17 protein-coding genes are annotated in these 19,395 nt (G+C 42.5%); 13 read left to right on the forward strand and 4 right to left on the reverse strand.

From position 1 onward, the window contains the following. Window positions 1-471: 471 nt before the first annotated feature. Together BDD26_RS12880 and dld are read left to right on the forward strand one after the other, a co-directional pair. Window positions 472-1,854 carry an APC family permease gene (locus tag BDD26_RS12880; protein ID WP_115826748.1) on the forward strand — a complete coding sequence of 461 codons (1,383 nt, stop codon included), beginning with the start codon at window positions 472-474 and terminating at the stop codon, window positions 1,852-1,854. A 180-nt stretch (window positions 1,855-2,034) separates the two neighbouring features. After that, entirely contained in the window at window positions 2,035-3,792 is a 1,758-nt protein-coding gene (gene dld, locus BDD26_RS12885; RefSeq protein WP_115826749.1) for a D-lactate dehydrogenase, read from the forward strand. A gap of 65 nt (window positions 3,793-3,857) precedes the next feature. On the opposite strand, the gene sbcB is transcribed toward dld, so the two are convergent. Continuing rightward, window positions 3,858-5,285, reverse strand: coding sequence for an exodeoxyribonuclease I (sbcB, locus tag BDD26_RS12890; RefSeq protein ID WP_038260348.1), 1,428 nt, complete (start codon window positions 5,283-5,285; stop codon window positions 3,858-3,860). A gap of 259 nt (window positions 5,286-5,544) precedes the next feature. On the opposite strand from sbcB, the gene tmaR reads away from it, so the two are divergent. Then, entirely contained in the window at window positions 5,545-5,865 is a 321-nt protein-coding gene (gene tmaR, locus BDD26_RS12895) for a PTS system regulator TmaR (RefSeq protein WP_038260346.1), read from the forward strand. Between the two features lie 35 nt (window positions 5,866-5,900). Here tmaR and BDD26_RS12900 read toward each other — a convergent pair whose 3' ends face one another. Further along, the gene (locus tag BDD26_RS12900) at window positions 5,901-6,545 is read right to left on the reverse strand and encodes an SDR family oxidoreductase (RefSeq protein ID WP_038260345.1); all 645 of its coding nucleotides are present in this window, start codon (window positions 6,543-6,545) and stop codon (window positions 5,901-5,903) included. Window positions 6,546-6,695: 150 nt separating this feature from the next. Next, window positions 6,696-9,932: a ribonuclease E gene (gene rne, locus BDD26_RS12905; RefSeq protein WP_115826750.1), complete on the reverse strand. Its 3,237-nt coding sequence runs from the start codon at window positions 9,930-9,932 to the stop codon at window positions 6,696-6,698. A 569-nt stretch (window positions 9,933-10,501) separates the two neighbouring features. Here rne and rluC point away from each other — a divergent pair. Continuing rightward, window positions 10,502-11,452, forward strand: a complete 951-nt coding sequence (rluC, locus tag BDD26_RS12915) for a 23S rRNA pseudouridine(955/2504/2580) synthase RluC (RefSeq protein WP_115826752.1) — start codon at window positions 10,502-10,504, stop codon at window positions 11,450-11,452. A 19-nt stretch (window positions 11,453-11,471) separates the two neighbouring features. Here the strand turns inward: rluC and BDD26_RS12920 are convergent, their stop codons facing one another. After that, window positions 11,472-12,065 carry a Maf family protein gene (locus BDD26_RS12920; RefSeq protein WP_115826753.1) on the reverse strand — a complete coding sequence of 198 codons (594 nt, stop codon included), beginning with the start codon at window positions 12,063-12,065 and terminating at the stop codon, window positions 11,472-11,474. Between the two features lie 144 nt (window positions 12,066-12,209). Here BDD26_RS12920 and yceD point away from each other — a divergent pair, with 144 nt between their 5' ends. The 9 genes from yceD to pabC all read left to right on the forward strand — a co-directional run bounded on the left by yceD (window position 12,210) and on the right by pabC (window position 19,339). After that, window positions 12,210-12,734 (forward strand): 23S rRNA accumulation protein YceD, encoded by a 525-nt coding sequence (gene yceD, locus BDD26_RS12925; RefSeq protein ID WP_038260339.1) that lies wholly within the window; start codon window positions 12,210-12,212, stop codon window positions 12,732-12,734. A gap of 12 nt (window positions 12,735-12,746) precedes the next feature. Then, window positions 12,747-12,917, forward strand: coding sequence for a 50S ribosomal protein L32 (gene rpmF / locus BDD26_RS12930; protein WP_038260337.1), 171 nt, complete (start codon window positions 12,747-12,749; stop codon window positions 12,915-12,917). 29 nt (window positions 12,918-12,946) lie between these two features. Then, complete coding sequence (plsX, locus tag BDD26_RS12935) at window positions 12,947-13,984, forward strand: phosphate acyltransferase PlsX (protein WP_072021985.1); 1,038 nt, start codon at window positions 12,947-12,949, stop codon at window positions 13,982-13,984. Window positions 13,985-13,990: 6 nt separating this feature from the next. Further along, window positions 13,991-14,944, forward strand: coding sequence for a beta-ketoacyl-ACP synthase III (locus tag BDD26_RS12940; protein WP_038260335.1), 954 nt, complete (start codon window positions 13,991-13,993; stop codon window positions 14,942-14,944). Between the two features lie 18 nt (window positions 14,945-14,962). Then, a complete protein-coding gene (gene fabD / locus BDD26_RS12945) occupies window positions 14,963-15,892 on the forward strand; it encodes an ACP S-malonyltransferase (RefSeq protein WP_115826754.1) in 930 nt (309 codons plus the stop codon). 11 nt (window positions 15,893-15,903) lie between these two features. Next, on the forward strand, window positions 15,904-16,638 hold the full coding sequence (gene fabG, locus BDD26_RS12950; protein WP_115826755.1) for a 3-oxoacyl-ACP reductase FabG: 735 nt from the start codon (window positions 15,904-15,906) through the stop codon (window positions 16,636-16,638). A gap of 150 nt (window positions 16,639-16,788) precedes the next feature. After that, complete coding sequence (acpP, locus tag BDD26_RS12955) at window positions 16,789-17,025, forward strand: acyl carrier protein (protein ID WP_012989255.1); 237 nt, start codon at window positions 16,789-16,791, stop codon at window positions 17,023-17,025. Window positions 17,026-17,099: 74 nt separating this feature from the next. Next, window positions 17,100-18,341: a beta-ketoacyl-ACP synthase II gene (gene fabF, locus BDD26_RS12960; protein WP_115826756.1), complete on the forward strand. Its 1,242-nt coding sequence runs from the start codon at window positions 17,100-17,102 to the stop codon at window positions 18,339-18,341. Window positions 18,342-18,514: 173 nt separating this feature from the next. Next, window positions 18,515-19,339: an aminodeoxychorismate lyase gene (gene pabC / locus BDD26_RS12965; RefSeq protein WP_038260331.1), complete on the forward strand. Its 825-nt coding sequence runs from the start codon at window positions 18,515-18,517 to the stop codon at window positions 19,337-19,339. Window positions 19,340-19,395 lie beyond the last annotated feature (56 nt).

Below are 19,395 nucleotides of genomic sequence, written 5' to 3' on the forward strand. Positions count from 1 at the left end.
GCGTTTCTGAACTCCTCCAGTAAGAAGAGATTCCTGCGTACTCTTTTGTATTGTAAAAAATAATGAATTTTTAGTGTGATAGCACTTGCTATTTCTGGACCTGAAGTGCAAAATGCGTCCACTAAAAATAACTGGTGCGTAATTATGCATCAGTTATTTTTTTTGCATTGAGTTATTTTTTACAACACCAAGAGGCCGGATATTCTCCGGATCGATACTGACCATAAGCAGCTACTAATGAAAAAGCTGCTGTATTGAGGAACGCAATTATGGAGCAATTATTCGCTTTTGCACTTGTGCCAATTGGCGCTCGCTGCTGCAATGATGATTATGGGGCACGGCCCTCTGTCAGTTCGCTATCTTCCAACTCTTCTTTCTTTTCTGTTTATAGACAGATGCGAAGTCTACCCAGTAACTATCGATTAAGTAGTTGTAGTAATACCCAGATCGAAGTTATGGGAGGTTTCGCTCATGTCGCATAATACTACAGCCACTCTCGGCACCGTTCAGGCAAGTGCCAGCAATCGTGTTCAGCTGAGAAGAACACTGACTCTATTTCAAGTAGTCATGATGGGGCTGGCCTATATGCAGCCAATGACTATCTTTGATACCTTTGGTATTGTTTCTGGTTTGACTGGCGGGCATGTTGCAACATCTTATGCCATCGCATTGGTTGCTATTTTATTTACCGCTTTAAGTTACGGAAAGCTGGTAAAACGTTACCCATCGGCGGGTTCTGCCTATACTTACGTACAAAAATCAATGAATCCCCATCTTGGGTTTATGGTAGGTTGGTCATCTTTATTAGATTATCTATTGATGCCGATGATCAACATTTTGCTGGCAAAAATTTATCTTCAGGCACTTTTCCCAGGTATTGATCCGTGGATTTTTGTGGTGACATTGACTGTACTTATGACAGTTTTTAATTTGAGTGGTATCAATGTCGTTGCAAATATCAATGGCATAATTGTAATTGTCCAGATTGCTATTATGATGGTACTCGTTGGGTTACTAATCCATGGTGTTTATAAAGGCGAAGGTGTTGGGACATTATTGAGTATTCAGCCATTTACATCAGAAGAAGCCCGATTGATTCCGATGATTACTGGCGCAACTATACTTTGTTTTTCATTCCTTGGATTTGATGGGATCAGTTCCTTATCCGAGGAAACACCTAATGCAGGGAAAGTTATCCCAAAAGCTATCTTCCTGACAGCATTAATTGGTGGTGTGATTTTTATTGCAGTATCTTATTTCTTGCAGCTTTATTTCCCTGATATTTCTCGGTTTAAAAAGCCAGATGCTTCTCAGCCAGAAATCATGCTGTATGTTGCTGGAGCGTTGTTCCAGTACGTTATTCTCATATTCTCTTGTGTGACCGTGATGGCTTCTGGCATGGCCGCCCACGCAGGTGTGGCCCGCCTGCTATATGTTATGGGACGTGATGGTGTATTGCCGGAGAAAGTATTCGGTTATGTTCATCCTAAATGGCGGACTCCTGCAATCAATGTCATTTTAGTTGGAATTGTTGCGCTTTCTGCGGGATGGCTGGAATTAGTAACCGCAACTGCCTTGATCAACTTTGGAGCACTGGTTGCATTTACTTTTGTGAACCTGGCTGTAATCTCTCAATTTTATATACGTGAACGCCGTAATAATACTTTGAGAGATACAATCCACTTCCTGCTTCTCCCGTTGTTTGGTGCTGCGACGATCGGAGTATTGTGGGTGAATCTGGAAGCAAGCTCTATGAAACTAGGTTTGATTTGGGGCGGATTTGGTCTGCTTTATATGTTCTTCCTGACGCGCAGCTTCCGGCAGCCTATGCCACAATTCAGTGAATCTGTATAAAATTCATTGCTATATTATTTTTATGAAACAGCACCTGCGGGTGCTGTTTTTTTGTCAATAACAAATTAATTTTAATTAAAAAATAACCAATATACGTCATATAATATGGTTAAACTTTGTCCTTAATAATTTTATTAAAGGTATTTCCGTTTGATTCTACATTAAGGTAAGAAAATCATTATGAATGATGTTAAGACTCTTCAAAATCAGCAACTCATTGCAATTCTTACTCATATTGTGGGTTCCTCTCATGTTCTCACTGAACCTCAAAAAACAGAACGCTATCGCAAAGGCTTTCGTTCCGGGCAAGGAAATGCCCTTGCTGTTATTTTTCCCGGCTCATTGCTGGAGCAATGGAAAGTTTTCAAGGAATGTGTAGAAGCGGACAAAATTATTTTAATGCAGGCTGCTAATACGGGGTTAACAGAAGGTTCTACGCCCAATGGTAATGACTATGATCGCGATATTATCATTATCAGTACACTGAGAATGGATAAAATACAGGTCCTCAAATCGGTCAATCAGATCATTGCATTCCCTGGTAGCACATTGTGGAATCTGGAAAAAGTATTAAAGCCGCTTGGCCGTGAACCGCATTCAGTCATTGGTTCTTCCTGTATTGGTGCATCAGTTATTGGTGGAGTTTGTAATAATTCTGGTGGTTCCTTAGTCCAGCGTGGGCCTGCTTATACAGAAATGGCTTTATATGGACGTGTGAATGAAAAAGGCGAAGCCGAGCTTATTAATCACTTAGGTATAGAATTGGGGAACTCGCCAGAAGAAATCCTGACTTGTTTAGAAGAACAACGTTACCGTATTGAAGATATTCAGCAAAATAAAAGAGTAGCTTCTGATCATGAATATACCCAACGGGTTCGCGATATTGATGCGGATACCCCATCACGCTTTAATGCTGATGAACGCAGGTTGTTTGAAGCCTCAGGCTGTGCAGGTAAATTGATTATTTTCGCCGTTCGTTTGGATACCTTCTCGGCAGAACCTTCTACACAAGTATTCTATATCGGTACTAATCAACCGGAAGTTTTGACAGAATTACGCCGATATATCTTATCGAGTTTTCAGCACTTGCCGGTTGCTGGTGAATATATGCATAGGAATATTTTTGATATTGCTGAAGTCTATGGCAAAGATACCTTCGTTATGATTGATAAACTTGGCACAGATAAAATGCCAAAGTTCTTCAGCTTAAAAGGGCGAGCGGATGCCTTTTTCGGCAAAATTCCTTTTTTGCCAGCACATTTAATAGATCGGGTAATGCAGGGACTAAGCCGTTTGTTCCCTTCACACTTACCTGCACGCCTGAAAAAGTATCGGAATCGTTTTGAACATCATTTGTTATTAAAAATGTCTGGTGAGGGTATAAAAGAAGCGAATGAATGGTTAGAGAGCTATTTCAAACAGGCAGAGGGTGAATATTTCGTCTGTACCCCAGAAGAAGGTGCTAAGGCTTTTTTACATCGCTTTGTAGCAGCAGGAGCAGCTATTCGGTATCAGGCAGTGCACAGCAACGAAGTAGAAGATATTTTGCCGTTGGATATTGCCCTCAGGCGTAACGATCGTGAGTGGTTCGAACATCTGCCGCCAGAAATCAATGACGCACTGGTACACCGTTTATATTACGGCCACTTTATGTGTCATGTATTTCATCAGGATTACATTGTCAAAAAAGGTAAAAATATTAATGCATTGAAAGAGAAGATGCTGGAAATTTTAGAGCAGAGAGGAGCAGAATATCCTGCTGAGCATAACGTAGGTCATTTGTATAAGGCTAAGCCTCAGCTTAAGCAGTTTTATCAAAAGAATGATCCGACTAATAGTTTGAATCCAGGGATTGGTAAAACATCTAAGCTGAAAAATTGGAGAGAAGAGTGTGGAGGCCAATGTTTTGATAAATGCTCTGATCATCAGCATGACTAGAGTAATTGTACAAAGATTGAAAAAGACAAAACCTGGGTTCTGTCTTTTCCTGTTTTAACTGAAATTTATTCAGCTAATTGAACTGCATAATCGATCAATGCCTTTAATTGACGGCATTTCTCTTCATCAGATTGGTGTTCAATAAAAAGTTGTTCAATAGTTGCAAAATATTGGGTGATATTTTCTTGTGTCAGTATCTCCCGGCGATGCTGCAACCAACGCTGTTGTTCATCATAATCCAAAGTTGCCGGATAGTTTCTGGCACGGTAACGGAACAGAAGTGCTTTAATGCGTATATCTTGAAACGTTAAATCCAACGCAGGCAAGTTTTGAGGAGTGGTTTCACGAATAATTTCCATCGCAGTTTTATCAGCGTCACTGAAAAAGCCACTATATAGCTTAGCATCAACATTATCAGATTCTGGAAATTCTTCTGAATGAGAAAACAATTCGACCACTTTTTCCCTGATTTGTGGATTACTACGTAAGATAGCCAGATTTTGTGCACATTGGTTGCGATCTAATCCAACCCGCTCTGCATCTTGGGGACGCAATGTATTTTCAGGCGCAATAATCGGGCATTTGTTGATATGTACCAGTTTGATGGGAACAGGCGCTTGATCTGACTGTAATTCATCTCGGCGGGTATACAAGCGTTCACGTAATTCATCTGCACTAAGTTCCAGCAGAGGTGTGATATCGCCAGCCAAATCACACATGATAACAGCATTACGGTTTGTTGGATGCCAGGCCAAAGGTGCAATCAGGCTGATATTACTACGTAAAGCGCCAAACATGCCTGATACATGTACCAGCGGTTTCATTTGTGGAATATCAATCTGATTGCTGATTTTCTGTTTATTTCTTAACTGGAAAAAATAATCGAACAGCTTAGGTTGCGCTTGTTTAATCAGCTTCGCCATAGCAATAGTGGCGTAAACATCTGACATAGCGTCATGGGCTTGAGTATGTTCGACGCCATTGGCTTTTGTCAGCTGTTCCAGCTTAAAGCTAGGTAAACCATCATCATTTTCTGGCCAGATGATCCCTTCCGGGCGCAGGGCATAGCAGGCGCGTAATACATCAAGCAAGTCCCAACGAGAATTACCTTTTTGCCAACTATAGGCATAAGGATCGTAGAAATTGCGATAAAAGATATTACGGCTGACTTCATCGTCAAAACGAATATTGTTATATCCGAGAATACAGGTATTGGGTTTACTGAATGCAGCATGGATCAAGCGTGCAAATTCTGCTTCATTAACCCCTTTTTTCAGCGCTAATTGGGGAGTAATTCCCGTAATCATGATAGCTTCAGGATCAGGGAGGTAATCATCAGCAGGGGCACAGTACACCACTAAAGGCTCTTCGATGATATTAAAATCACTATCAGTACGAACTCCCGCAAACTGTGCAGGACGATCTAAGGCAGGATGTTTGCCGAAGGTTTCATAGTCGTGAAAGTAGAAAGTGGGGATTTTATCGTTACTCAAGGCGATTCTGCATCCATTGGTTGTTGGTTTAACTAATTAGATTTTAATGTATCATTTTTGTCTATCAGTCATGCCCGTATAATTTAGTTGTCTTACCCACGGTAAGTTAGTTTGTCATGTGGTTAGATCAAAGATATGGTAACTCATAGGCCTATTACGTCAATAAATTATCGAAACTGGCTTGTCTATGTGTTACCTGAAATTGTATTGTGTAGTCAGCATAAAAAATTATCGGTCTAATTAAAGAAAGGTGTAAAAAATGGACAACGCGAATAAACCGACATTCCATAATGTATTAGAGTTTGTGCGTATCTTTCGTCGCAAAAATAAATTACAACGAGAAATCGTAGACAATGAGAAAAAGATCCGCGACAACCAAAAACGTGTACTGTTACTGGATAATCTGAGTGATTACATTAAACCGGGAATGTCAGTTGAAGATATTCAAGGAATTATCGCCCATATGCGTAGCGATTATGAAGAGCGAGTTGACGAATATATTATCAAAAATGCTGAGTTGTCTAAAGAACGCCGCGAATTATCCAAAAAGCTTAAGGCAATGGATGGCGGAGTGAAATAAGATATTGACCACGCCGGAAAGGCGTGGTCACTTTATCAATTCCAGTGAAGTTTTAGTTCAGGATCGACCAAAGCGTAAATCTGGTAATAAGCCTCTTTATCCTCAGCCATATGTGCCAATTGCAAAGCAACATCCTCACGACTCACCATACCGTGAATTTCTCCCTGATAACGTTGGCAATGCCCTGTACCTGCTTGATTAGTCAGACCGCCGGGACGAACAATTGTAAAGTCTAAGGTACTGGTTTGCAGATAACTTTCTGCCAGTGATTTGAGCCTGACTGATTGACCGAATAATGATTTGGCACGTGGTGATAAGGTGTGCCAACTATCACCACATCCTATGGATGTAACCAAGAGCATGCGTGAAATTTGAGCCTTTTCCAGAGCATCTATGATGGCAATATTGCCGTAGTGATCTGAATTACCTCCTCCGATGGTTGAAAAAACGATGGGATTTTCTCCGGCATGTTCAATTGCTTTTTCTATACTTCGGCTGTCACAGGCATCACCTTGTATCACATTCACACCGATTGAACATAGTTCAATCGCCTGTTGTTCATTACGGATCAATGCCGTAATCGGACGTTTTTGTTTTAGTGCGATATCGGTCAGATAGCGTCCGATACCTTTGCCCGCACCGAAAATCAACCAAGGTTTCGTAGACGAAATTTTATCCATAATAATTCACCGTTTCAAATGATAACTGCCTGAGTTTATTGAAATCAGAGCTCAAAGGAAATGAAGCAGACAGCTTTTATAACGTAAATGATAAAAAAATGGCTCCCAGAAAAGGAGCCATTTGATTTTATAGGTGATTATGCTATTCGATTATTCGAATGACTGTGGCTTTGACATTCTTGATGTTGCGACGCTCGTTGCAGAATGCCCGCCTGCACCTCCTTTTCCTTTAAATGGATAAACAGGGCGTTGCCATTCAGTAATAATGACTGGCTGCGCCGCCATATCCGGTGCCGGCGCTTTAGTCATTGGGGAATAAGCGTGATGATTTTTTGCCACGATGATCTGTGATTCAGCAGCTTTTGTCTCTTTCGCTTTAACTTCCGTTACCTGAGAGCATATTTCCGTTGCGACAGTTGGCTGTTCTTTATAGTGTTCCTGTTCAGCGACAGAGGTAACGATGATCGGTTCTGCTGCGCGATGTGCTTCTTCCTCAGATTCATGTAATACCGTGTTATGCACAGTTTCAACCTGATATGCGATATCATTGCTGATAGCTGCTCCTACAGTTTCCTGTGTTGGCGCTTCAGTCAGTTCAGAGGCAGGCTCTGTAGCTGATGCCACAGGAGAATGGATCACTGACTCAGCTTTAACATCTTCGTAATTGATTATGGTTTTCTCTGCCTCTGTTGCTTCAGTAACAGTAAAGATTGAGACTGGTTCAGCAATTTTTGCAGCCGCGGGAATTTGCATAATATCAACGGATTGCTCTGATGCTATTCCTTCAACAGCAGAAATTTCAGTTGAAATTTCTGTTTCAGAAACTGTTACTACAGGTGTGACTGGGTAACGAACCCAAACTTTACCTGATGCCAATTCAGGTGAAACTACTGCCATTGCAAGAGGTACAGGTGATTGGGTCAGATTACGTTCATCGCGATAACGACGACGACGTTGCCCGCTGACACGCAAATGGCGCGGTGAACGGCGAGAACGACGTGGCATGATGTTATCTTGTTGCTCATTACCTTGCAGAGAGCTTTGTACAGATGAAACTTGCACACTTGCATTTTGCGTAATGGATTCGTCTGAAGCAGAAGACTGAGCTGTTACTTCCATTTCTGTATTGATAACAGCCGGTACAGAAACTTTTTTCTCTTCTTCTACGATTACTGGTGCAGATTCAGATGTGACTGCTGGCAAGGTAGCAATAGCAGCTACTTCTTTCACGCTATCTGTAATACGAATTTTCTGCTCAAGCTGACGACGTTGGCGCCTCGGCATAACAGGTTGACGTTCTTCGATTTCTGCCTCTGGAACTTCAGTTTTGTTTACTTGCTGCGCTTTGATTTCCAACTGTTGCTGACGTTTTTCTTCCTGACGACGGCGTTGACGCTCTGCACGCTGTTCACGGCGCTGTTGCTGCTGAGTTTCACGAGACTCGTTATCTGTTACAGTATCATCCTGCACATTATTTTTAGGCTGAGCATTACGTCCTTTACGCTGTTCATCACGCTCGCGATTATTCCGAGTTTCATTCTCATTGCGCTCACGACGTTGGTTTTGACGGCGTGAATTACGGCGCTCAGATGAACGGCGATTATCGTTACCGGAAGATTTTTTGCTCTTTTCCCGTGGTTGTTTCTCTTCCTCACCACTGAATGCTTTTTTCAGGGCTTTTAAAAGGCGGCTGAACAAACCGGGTTTGTCTGCTTTTTGCTGATTATTCGCTGGTGTTTTTTTCTCTTTTGTTTTTGCCGTTACAGGTGCAGGAGTTTCTGTAGGCAGATCGAAAGTCGAAATAGCAGGTTGTTCAGGACGCTTGCGTTCATGCTGTGCATCTTCCTGAATATTTGCCATTTCCGTTTCATGAAATTGTGGAAGCTGATAACTCAGGGCAGAAATTTCTTCACCTTTACGAACACGTAAAACAGAGAAGTGTGGGGTCTGCATTTGGTTGTTTGGAACGATAACCACTCCGACACCACCCTGACGATGTTCAATCGCACTGACAGCTTTACGTTTCTCATTCAACAGGTAGGAAGCGATCTGAACAGGAACAATGGCATGAACCTGATGAGTATTTTCTTTCAGAGCTTCTTCTTCTATCAGACGAAGAATAGACAGGGAAAGTGATTCATTATCGCGAATAGTTCCCGTACCGCTACAGCGTGGACAGACATGATGGCTGGATTCACCCAGTGACGGGCTTAAGCGCTGACGTGACATCTCCAGCAGACCAAAACGGGAAATTCGGCCGATCTGAATACGGGCACGATCTTGGCGAACTGCATCACGCAGGCGATTTTCAACCTCACGCTGATGGCGAACTGGTGTCATATCAATAAAATCGATAACGATAAGGCCACCGAGGTCTCGCAGGCGTAATTGACGGGCAATCTCATCTGCGGCTTCCAGATTCGTATTAAAAGCGGTTTCTTCAATATCTCCCCCACGGGTTGCGCGGGATGAGTTGATATCGATTGCGGTCAACGCTTCAGTGGTGTCAATGACGACTGAACCACCGGAAGGCAGTCTCACTTCACGTTGGAAAGCGGATTCGATCTGGGATTCTATCTGGTAATGGCTGAACAGGGGGACTTCACCACTATACAGTTTGATTTTGCTGGCAAAATCAGGACGGCCGAGTGCGGTGATATGTTGGCGTGCCAAATCGAGGATTTTAGGGTTATCGATCAGGATTTCCCCGATATCCGGGCGCAGATAATCACGGAAAGCTCGTACGATAACGTTGCTTTCCTGGTGAATCAAAAAAGGCGCTGGATGACTGCTTGCAGCTTTCTTAATTGCTTCCCAGTGTTTCAGGCGGAAGTTCAGATCTCCTTGTAAGGATTCTGCGGATTTGCCGACACCGGCAGTACGGACGATAAGCCCCATACCTTCAGGGACTTCAAGGGAAGAGAGTGCTTCTTTTAATTCAATGCGGTCATCACCTTCGATACGACGGGAAATACCGCCTGCTCTTGGATTATTTGGCATTAAAACCAGATAGCTGCCAGCCAGACTGATAAAGGTTGTTAAGGCTGCTCCTTTATTGCCTCGCTCTTCTTTATCGACCTGAACGATAACTTCCTGGCCTTCTTTAAGTATGTCCTTAATGTTGGGGCGACCGTGGGCATGGTAATTACTTGGGAAATATTCACGAGCAATTTCTTTTATAGGAAGGAAGCCATGCCGTTCTGCACCATAATCAACAAAAGCGGCCTCAAGGCTAGGTTCAATCCGTGTAATTTTACCTTTGTAAATATTTGCCTTTTTTTGCTCGTGTCCAGGACTTTCAATATCCAGATCATAAAGACGTTGCCCATCAACAAGGGCGACGCGCAACTCTTCCTGTTGGGTTGCGTTGATTAACATTCTTTTCATTCTAACTTACTCATTATTTTTTACATTAGTATAGAGCTGCGAGTAAAAAGAGAAGCACTACTGGTAACCGATGACCTCGTGTCTTTTACAAAACCGTCAGCCTCACGGCTATCGTTTGTATAGAGGTGCCTAATTGTCGGCAAGCCTGAATTTCATTTCTTTCATTGGAAGAAACGCAGCGCTCTTTATTGGGGGATACTGTAATAAATTAGTACAGGTTCTACCCAGTCCAGTAAGTTGCAACCCACAGCCCATAAATTGTTTGATTGAACATTACGTCTTACGCCATTGCTGCGTTTTTGTTCAAACAAACAGATAACAAACAATTTCAATCTGCCATTCATAGTTTAGTAAACTGTGGCCGGAAAGCATTATTCCATTGCTATTGGGGTGATAGCAAGGTGACTTTATCGCTTTAGGAGTTTTTTATCATGAAATGGTGATAAGTTGTTAATCTTTAGCCTTTATTCTAAGACAATTTAATAATAAAGAATGAAAATATGGATATTATTTATACATAATTTAAAAATGATTGGCACTCTGTTTGCTGGATAATTAAAATTGCGTCTATGAAAACAAATAATCAAATTGTACAGTTTGTCACTATTGATGACGATGAAGCAGGCCAGAGAATTGATAACTTTTTGCTGGCTCGCTTAAAAGGTGTACCTAAGAGTATGGTCTATCGGATCTTGCGCAAAGGTGAAGTTAGAGTCAACAAAGGAAGGGTTAAGCCTGAATATAAATTGACAGCCAATGATATTATCAGAATTCCGCCTGTCAGAGTTGCAGAAAAACAGGATGCTCCTGTTTCTGCGAAGCTGGATAAAGTAGCGGCTTTGGCAGAATGCATTCTTTATGAAGATGATTATATTTTAGTTATCAATAAACCATCAGGAACAGCCGTACATGGTGGGAGCGGACTGAGCTTTGGTGTGATTGAAGGATTGCGTGCATTACGGCCTGAAGCGCGTTTTCTTGAATTGGTACATCGCCTCGATCGCGATACATCCGGGGTTTTACTGATTGCGAAGAAACGTTCAGCTTTACGTTCACTACATGAGCAATTACGTTTAAAACAAATGCAGAAAGATTATTTGGCATTAGTGCGCGGCCAATGGCAATCCCATTGTAAAATAGTGCAGGCACCTTTATTAAAAAATATTCTGCAAAGCGGTGAAAGGGTCGTTAAGGTTAGCAGTGAGGGTAAACCATCTGAGACGCGCTTCAAGGTTGAAGAGCGATATGCATTTGCCACACTGGTGCGAGCCAGCCCTGTAACGGGACGTACTCACCAGATCCGTGTGCACACCTTATATGCGGGGCATCCGATTGCATTTGATGATCGCTACGGTGACAAAACATTTGATGAACAGCTTGCAGAAACAGGGATTAATCGGCTATTTCTGCATGCCAGTTCATTAAAATTTACCCATCCATCAACAGGAGAGACTTTGCGTTTTGAAGCGCCAATGGATGTCGGGTTACGCCAATGTTTAAAAAAATTGCGTCAAATGTAATTAGATAGTCATAAGTTGGTTATGAATATTGTGCCGTCAGGGGGTTTACCCCCTGGCGGATAAACATTTCTGTCAGTGTAATTAATGGCAGACCAATTAATGTATTGGGATCTTTACCGTCGAGTTTTTCAAATAACGTAATTCCCAAACCTTCACTTTTAAAACTGCCCGCACAATTGAAAGGTTGTTCTTTTTTTAGATAGTTGATGATTTCAGCTTCAGTCAGTGTTCTGAAATGGACATGAAACAGTTCACAACGCGTATCGGTATTTCCTGTTTTGCTATTGAATAACGTAATGCCAGTATAAAAAGTGACGCGTTGCCCACTGGCTTTTTTTAGTTGTGAGAGAGCATTCTCAAAATTATGGGGTTTTCCTGTAATTTTACCGTTTAAAACACATACCTGATCGGAACCTATAATAAGGTGACTGGAATAATGTTTTTGTAATGTGGTAGCTTTTGCTTGTGAAAGGCGCATGACTAATTGCTCAGGAGTTTCATTCTCCTGCAAACTTTCATTAACATATGGTGCGGCACAGGTAAAAGGTAAACCTATTTTTTCTAACAATAAGCGGCGATATATCGAAGTTGACGATAAAACAATCGGAAGCATCATTTTTCCATAAAATACGTAGAGAAATATTTGCAGGCATTTTAAACTATACACCGCTTATTAAGCGAATATTTGGCGAAAAGGTGCAGATGTGTGGCCTTTTTCTTTGACTATGTCTCGTTACAAAGATAATATGCGCGCCTTATGCAGAAGGTAAAATTACCCCTGACCATTGATGTACTTCGTGCAGCCCAGAAAAGATTAGACTACAAAGGTAGTTATTCTGCTGAACAAGTGTCTCGTCTCTTAGAGTCTGTGGTCAGTGTGGATAGTGATGTAGATAGCTCATTATCATTTCAGATTGATAATCAGCGTCTGGCGGTTGTAAAAGGGCATTCAGATGTGGATGTTACGCTTGCCTGTCAGCGCTGTGGCAGTAATTTCAGTCATCATGTTCACACAACGTATTGTTTTAGCCCGATCATCAACGATGAGCAGGTTGAGGCATTACCGGAAGAGTATGAGCCAATTGACATTAATGAATTTGGTGAAATAGATTTACTGGCTATGATTGAAGACGAAATAATTCTTTCTCTACCAGTAGTTCCGGTACATGATTCTGAACACTGTGAAGTGTCCGACGCGGACATGGTGTTTGGTGTTCTGCCTCCTGAAGTGGAAAAACCAAACCCATTTGCCGTATTAGCCAGTTTAAAGAAAAGTACTTAAGGAGTAAGGTCAATGGCCGTACAACAGAATAAACCAACTCGTTCTAAACGTGGTATGCGTCGTTCTCATGACGCACTGACTACAGCACAAGTTTCTGTAGACAAAACTTCTGGTGAAACTCACCTGCGTCACCATGTGACTGCTGATGGTTACTACCGTGGCCGCAAGGTAATCAACAAGTAATTTCAGCTAATTATTAGCAAGTTGATATCTTGGCCAATCTAACCTTAGCGTTAGATGCTATGGGCGGGGACTTTGGTCCTCGCATCACGGTGCCTGCTGCATTGCAGGCACTGGCATCTAATCCGCGATTAAAACTGCTGTTGGTCGGTGATCCCGAAACCATTTCTCCTTTGCTTGCAAATAAAAATGCTGAGCTGCTCGGCCGTTTGCAAATTATTCCTGCAGAACATGTTGTTGCTAACGATGTAAAACCTTCTCAGGCAATTCGTTCCAGTCACGGCACTTCAATGCGTATTGCACTAAATTTAGTGAAATCAGGTGAAGCGCAAGCATGTGTCAGTGCGGGGAATACCGGAGTGTTAATGGGGCTGGCTAAATTGATGTTGAAATCTATAGAGGGGATTGAACGGCCTGCCTTAGTAACAGTTATACCTAATCTGAAACAACAGAAAACAGTCGTATTAGATTTAGGCGCTAATATTAATTGTAATAGTCGTATGTTAGTGCAATTTGCCATTATGGGCGCTGTTATGGCAGAAGATGTTGCAGGTGCAAACAATCCACGTGTGGCATTACTAAATATCGGGGAAGAAGAATCCAAAGGGCTAGATAATATCCGCGAAGCCGCCATGATATTACGGAATAGTAATTTAATTAATTACATAGGTTATGTGGAAGGTAATGAGTTATTAACGGGGAAAACAGATGTCCTCGTGTGTGACGGCTTCGCAGGTAATGTTACGCTGAAGACAATGGAAGGCGCAATCAGAGTGATTCTGTCTCTGGTTAAATCACCAGGTGGGCAGAAGAAAAAATCGTCATGGTTGGTGAAAATATTCAGGAAGTTTTTGCTCAAACAAATAGCAAAACGCTTTGGTCATCTAAACCCTGATCAGTATAACGGCGCAACACTATTAGGATTGCGTGGTATTGTCATAAAAAGTCATGGTGCCGCGAATGAATACGCATTCAAAGCTGCTATCGAGCAAGCCGTTAAGGCGGTAGAGAAGCAGGTTCCGGAAAGGATCGCAGCCCGACTAGATGCAGTATTACCCAAGAGTGAATAAGCATAAATGTATACAAAGATCTTAGGCACGGGCAGTTATTTGCCTTCTCAGGTGCGTACTAACGCAGATTTAGAAAAAATGGTGGATACAACGGATGAGTGGATCGTGACTCGTACAGGTATCCGTGAGCGCCGTATAGCTGCTGAAGGTGAAACAGTTGCTACTATGGGATTCAGGGCAGCTGAAAAAGCCATTGAAATGGCTGGTATCGATAAAACGCAAATCGATTTGATTGTTGTTGCAACAACAACGGGAAGCCATGCTTTTCCTAGCAGTGCTTGTCAGATCCAGAAGTTGTTAGGTATTAATAGTATTCCGGCTTTTGATATTGCGGCTGCTTGTGCCGGGTTTGCATATGCATTGAGTGTTGTTGATCAATTTATTAAAACTGGTGCCGCTAAGCATGCACTGGTTATTGGATCTGATATTGTCTCCAAAATTGTAGATCCTGAAGATCGCAGTACAGTTATCCTCTTCGGTGACGCGGCAGGTGCGATGGTTGTTGGCGCTTCAGAAGAGCCGGGCGTTCTGTCAACTCACCTTCATGCAGATGGCCATTATGGCGAATTACTGTCAGTCCCTCATCAAGATCGCCAAAAATTGGGTTCACCAGCATACGTCACAATGGTTGGCAATGAAGTATTTAAGGTTGCCGTGCGAGAATTAGCGAATATCGTTGATGAAACTTTGAAAGCTAACGATTTAGATCATTCGCAGCTTGACTGGCTGGTTCCTCATCAGGCGAATTTACGTATTATTTCTGCGACAGCTAAAAAATTGAATATGGCTATGGATAAAGTTGTTGTGACACTGGATCGTCATGGCAATACCTCTGCGGCATCTGTTCCGACTGCGTTTGACGAAGCGGTACGTGATGGAAGAATCCAACGTGGCCAACTTGTTTTACTTGAAGCATTTGGCGGTGGCTTTACCTGGGGCTCAGCGCTAGTACGTTTTTAACTTAACAGGAAGATAAACATGTCTGATTTTGCAATGGTATTCCCTGGCCAAGGTTCTCAATCCCTTGGTATGTTAGCTGATTTAGCTACAGAATTTCCGCTTATAGAACAAACCTTCGCAGAAGCTTCTGAGGTTCTGGGATACGATTTATGGGAATTAGTTCAGCAGGGGCCAGCAGAAGAACTGAATAAAACGTGGAAAACACAGCCTGCGTTGCTGGCGGCTTCCGTTGCCATTTGGCGGATATGGCAGGAGCAGGGAGGGCAAACCCCTGTCATGCTGGCTGGTCATAGCCTTGGTGAATATTCTGCGCTGGTTTGTGCTGGTGTAATCGAATTCCAACAAGCTATCAAGTTGGTTGAATTCCGTGGGAAACTGATGCAGGAGGCAGTACCTGAAGGGCAAGGTGCTATGTATGCCATTATTGGCCTGGATAATGAGTCCATTGCAAAAGCATGCGAAGAATCAGCACAGGGACAAATTGTTTCACCTGTTAACTTTAACTCACCCGGACAAGTTGTAATTGCTGGCGAGAAAGAAGCAGTAGAGCGTGCGGGGGCTGCATGTAAAGCGGCTGGTGCTAAGCGAGCTCTGCCTTTGGCAGTCAGTGTTCCTTCACATTGTGCTCTGATGAAATCTGCGGCAGACCAGTTAGCAACTGCATTGCAATCTGTTGTGTTTAACCAACCGCAGTTCCCTGTTGTCAATAATGTGGATGTGAAGGTAGAAGAATCTGCTGATGCAATTCGGGATGCGCTGGTTCGTCAGTTGTATAATCCTGTACGCTGGACAGAATCTGTTGAATACTTTGCAACGCAAGGTGTTGATAAAATTTTAGAAATAGGGCCAGGTAAGGTATTAACTGGTTTAACAAAACGAATTGTTGATACTTTAAGTGCTGTAGCAGTAAATGATGTATCATCACTTACAATTGCTCTGAATAAATGACTGAGGAAAACATGGGCTTTGATGGAAAAATTGCACTAGTTACTGGTGCCAGCCGTGGTATAGGTCGAGCGATTGCAGAATTATTGGCTGAACGTGGCGCATGTGTGATTGGCACTGCGACTGGTGAAAAGGGAGCCGAGGCAATCAGTGCCTATCTTGGTGATAAAGGCAAAGGTTTTGTACTGAATGTCACAGATTCGACATCCATTGAACAAGCGCTATCGAATATTCGTGCTGAATTTGGTGAAATAGACATTCTAGTGAATAATGCGGGCATCACACGTGATAACTTGTTGATGCGTATGAAAGATGATGAGTGGCAAGATATTGTTAACACTAATCTTTCTTCGATTTTTCGTCTGTCAAAAGCAGTAATGCGTTCTATGATGAAAAAACGTTATGGGCGTATTATTTCCATTGGATCTGTTGTTGGAACAATGGGAAATGCAGGGCAGGCGAATTACGCGGCAGCGAAAGCAGGGGTCATTGGTTTTAGCAAATCATTAGCCCGTGAGGTCGCTTCTCGTGGCATTACCGTCAATGTTATTGCGCCTGGTTTTATCGAAACGGATATGACCAGAGCGTTGACAGACGACCAACGAGCAGGCATTTTATCTCAAGTTCCTGCTAATCGTCTCGGTGATGCAAAGGAAATTGCCAGTGCTGTAGCGTTTCTTGCTTCTGATGAGGCCGCTTACATTACGGGTGAAACATTACATGTCAATGGTGGCATGTACATGATTTAAAAATGAGCGAACCTACTGTTTTCGATGTATTTTTTATACAAAAAAGACAGTTGGTGGTTCGACCAGCCGGGATTTGGTTGCATCTTTTCCTGTATTTTATAAACTACGAAAACCATCGCAAAAGCGAGTTTTGATAGGAAATTTAATAGTATGAGCACTATCGACGAACGCGTTAAGAAAATCATCGTTGAACAACTGGGTGTTAAAGAGGAAGAAGTTGTAAACACAGCTTCATTTGTTGATGACTTGGGCGCTGATTCTCTTGACACAGTTGAACTGGTAATGGCTCTGGAAGAAGAGTTCGATATTGAGATCCCAGACGAAGAAGCTGAAAAAATCACTACAGTTCAGGCTGCTATTGACTACGTTGAAAACGCAGGTAAATAAGCACATATACCTAGGCGGTCGTTCGACCGCCTATGTTTTTTGTCTTACATTTTTTCCCTCCCTGGAGGATAACCGTGTCTAAGCGTCGAGTAGTCGTGACCGGACTAGGCATGGTATCTCCTGTCGGCAATACAGTAGAGTCTTCTTGGAACGCTGTTTGTACTGGACAGAGTGGTATCGGCCTTATCGAACATTTTGACACCGCTAACCATGCAACTAAGTTTGCTGGTGTGGTGAAGAATTTTAATCATGAAGATTTCAATATTTCGCGCAAAGATGCACGAAAGATGGATTTGTTCATTCAGTATGGTATTGCTGCTGGCATTCAAGCTATTGAAGATGCAGGAATCGAAGTAACAGAAGCCAATGCTAGCCGCTTTGGTGCTGCTATTGGTTCTGGTATTGGTGGTTTGGGCCTGATTGAAGAGAACCATAGTACATTGCTTTCGGCCGGGCCTCGTAAGGTCAGCCCATTTTTTGTACCTTCAACCATTATTAATATGGTAGCAGGCCATTTGAGCATTTTATATGGTCTTCGTGGTCCTAGTATTTCTATTGCAACTGCCTGTACTTCTGGCGTGCACAACATCGGCCATGCGGCGCGTATTATTGCGTATAATGATGCCGATATCATGTTGGCGGGTGGTGCTGAGAAAGCAAGTACAGAATTTGGTGTTGCAGGGTTTGGCGCTGCCCGTGCGCTATCGACCCGTAATGACGACCCTCAAGGTGCGAGCCGCCCTTGGGATAAAGATCGTGACGGATTTGTTTTGGGTGATGGTGCTGGCGTTATTGTTCTTGAAGAATATGAACACGCCAAAAAACGAGGCGCGAAAATTTATGCTGAAGTTGTTGGCTTCGGTATGAGTAGTGATGCGTATCACATGACATCGCCACCGGAAGATGGAGCAGGTGCAGCACTTGCTATGGTAAATGCTTTGAGAGATGCAGGCATTTCTCCGGATCAGGTGGGTTATATTAATGCTCATGGTACTTCAACACCAGCAGGTGATCTTGCTGAAGCTTTGGCAGTGGAGTCTGTTTTTGGTGAAGGTACTAAAGTATTAGTGAGTTCAACTAAGTCTATGACAGGCCACTTGCTGGGCGCGGCTGGAGCGGTGGAATCTATTTTCACGATTCTTTCCCTGCGTGATAAGATTGTTCCTCCAACCATTAACCTGGTTAATCAGGATGAAAATTGTCGCCTGGATTTTGTTCCTGGTCAGGCACGCAACATCGAAGGAATGGAATACGCGTTGTGTAACTCTTTCGGCTTCGGTGGAACTAACGGTTCACTGATTTTCCGTAAGATGTAAAACGCTCAATTTCCCAGAAAAAGCCTCAACTCTTATGTTGGGGTTTTTTTATGTTTTACTTCTGTGCCTTTCAGATGCACATTTTTGCACTGCTAAGATTCATATACTATTATAACGCCCCTTATAAGCTGAGGTTTTCACGCCTTTTTATTTAAGAATCAGAAAATAAGATGATGTATTGGATTAACGGCAAATTGCACGATCAACTTTCTGCTAATGATCGCTCGGTACAATTTGGTGATGGCTGCTTTACCACAATAAGAGTTGAGCAAGGTCAGGCGGCTTTGTTGTCTTTGCATATGAAACGGTTGCAAAAAGGCGTTAAAAAACTGTTTATGCCTGCACTGGATTGGATGCAACTGGAAAACCATATTAAACAAGTTGCTGCGGGGTGTGAATCAGGTGTTTTGAAAGTGATCCTCTCCAGAGGAAATGGTGGCCGTGGGTACAGCGTTGATAGCATTGATGAGCCAAATCAAATCCTTTCGTTAAGTCCATATCCAGAACAATATCGTACTCTGCGTGAAAAAGGTGTTTCGTTGGGCCTTAGCCCTGTCGCTATGGGAATTAATCCTCACTTAGCAGGCATCAAGCATCTGAACCGATTGGAGCAGGTTTTGATAAAACGGTTTATTGAACAAGCAAAAATTGATGAAGCGCTGGTACTTGATAGCGATGGTTTATTGGTTGAATGTTGTACCGCTAATATTTTTTGGCGAAGAGGTAAAAACGTTTATACACCGGATTTAAGCCAATGTGGTGTAGAAGGAATAATGCGACAGAAGATTATCCAGGTGTTGGAAGAAAGTGACTATAACTTGTCATGTGTCATGCGTTATCCTGAAGTATTGGCACATGCCGATGAGGTAATTATTTGTAATTCATTGATGCCTGTGATAGCTGTTAATCAGATCCTGGCACATAAAAATCAACCTGCGTGGAAATATCAATCCAGAGAATTATATGAATATTTATTACCTGAATGTTTAAGGCTGTAGTTGTAATTCGCAGGTATGAAACAGCGGTTATCCCGCCTCTATCATTGAAAGACAGA

Origin of the sequence: Xenorhabdus cabanillasii (assembly GCF_003386665.1) — a bacterium.
GTDB lineage: Bacteria > Pseudomonadota > Gammaproteobacteria > Enterobacterales > Enterobacteriaceae > Xenorhabdus > Xenorhabdus cabanillasii.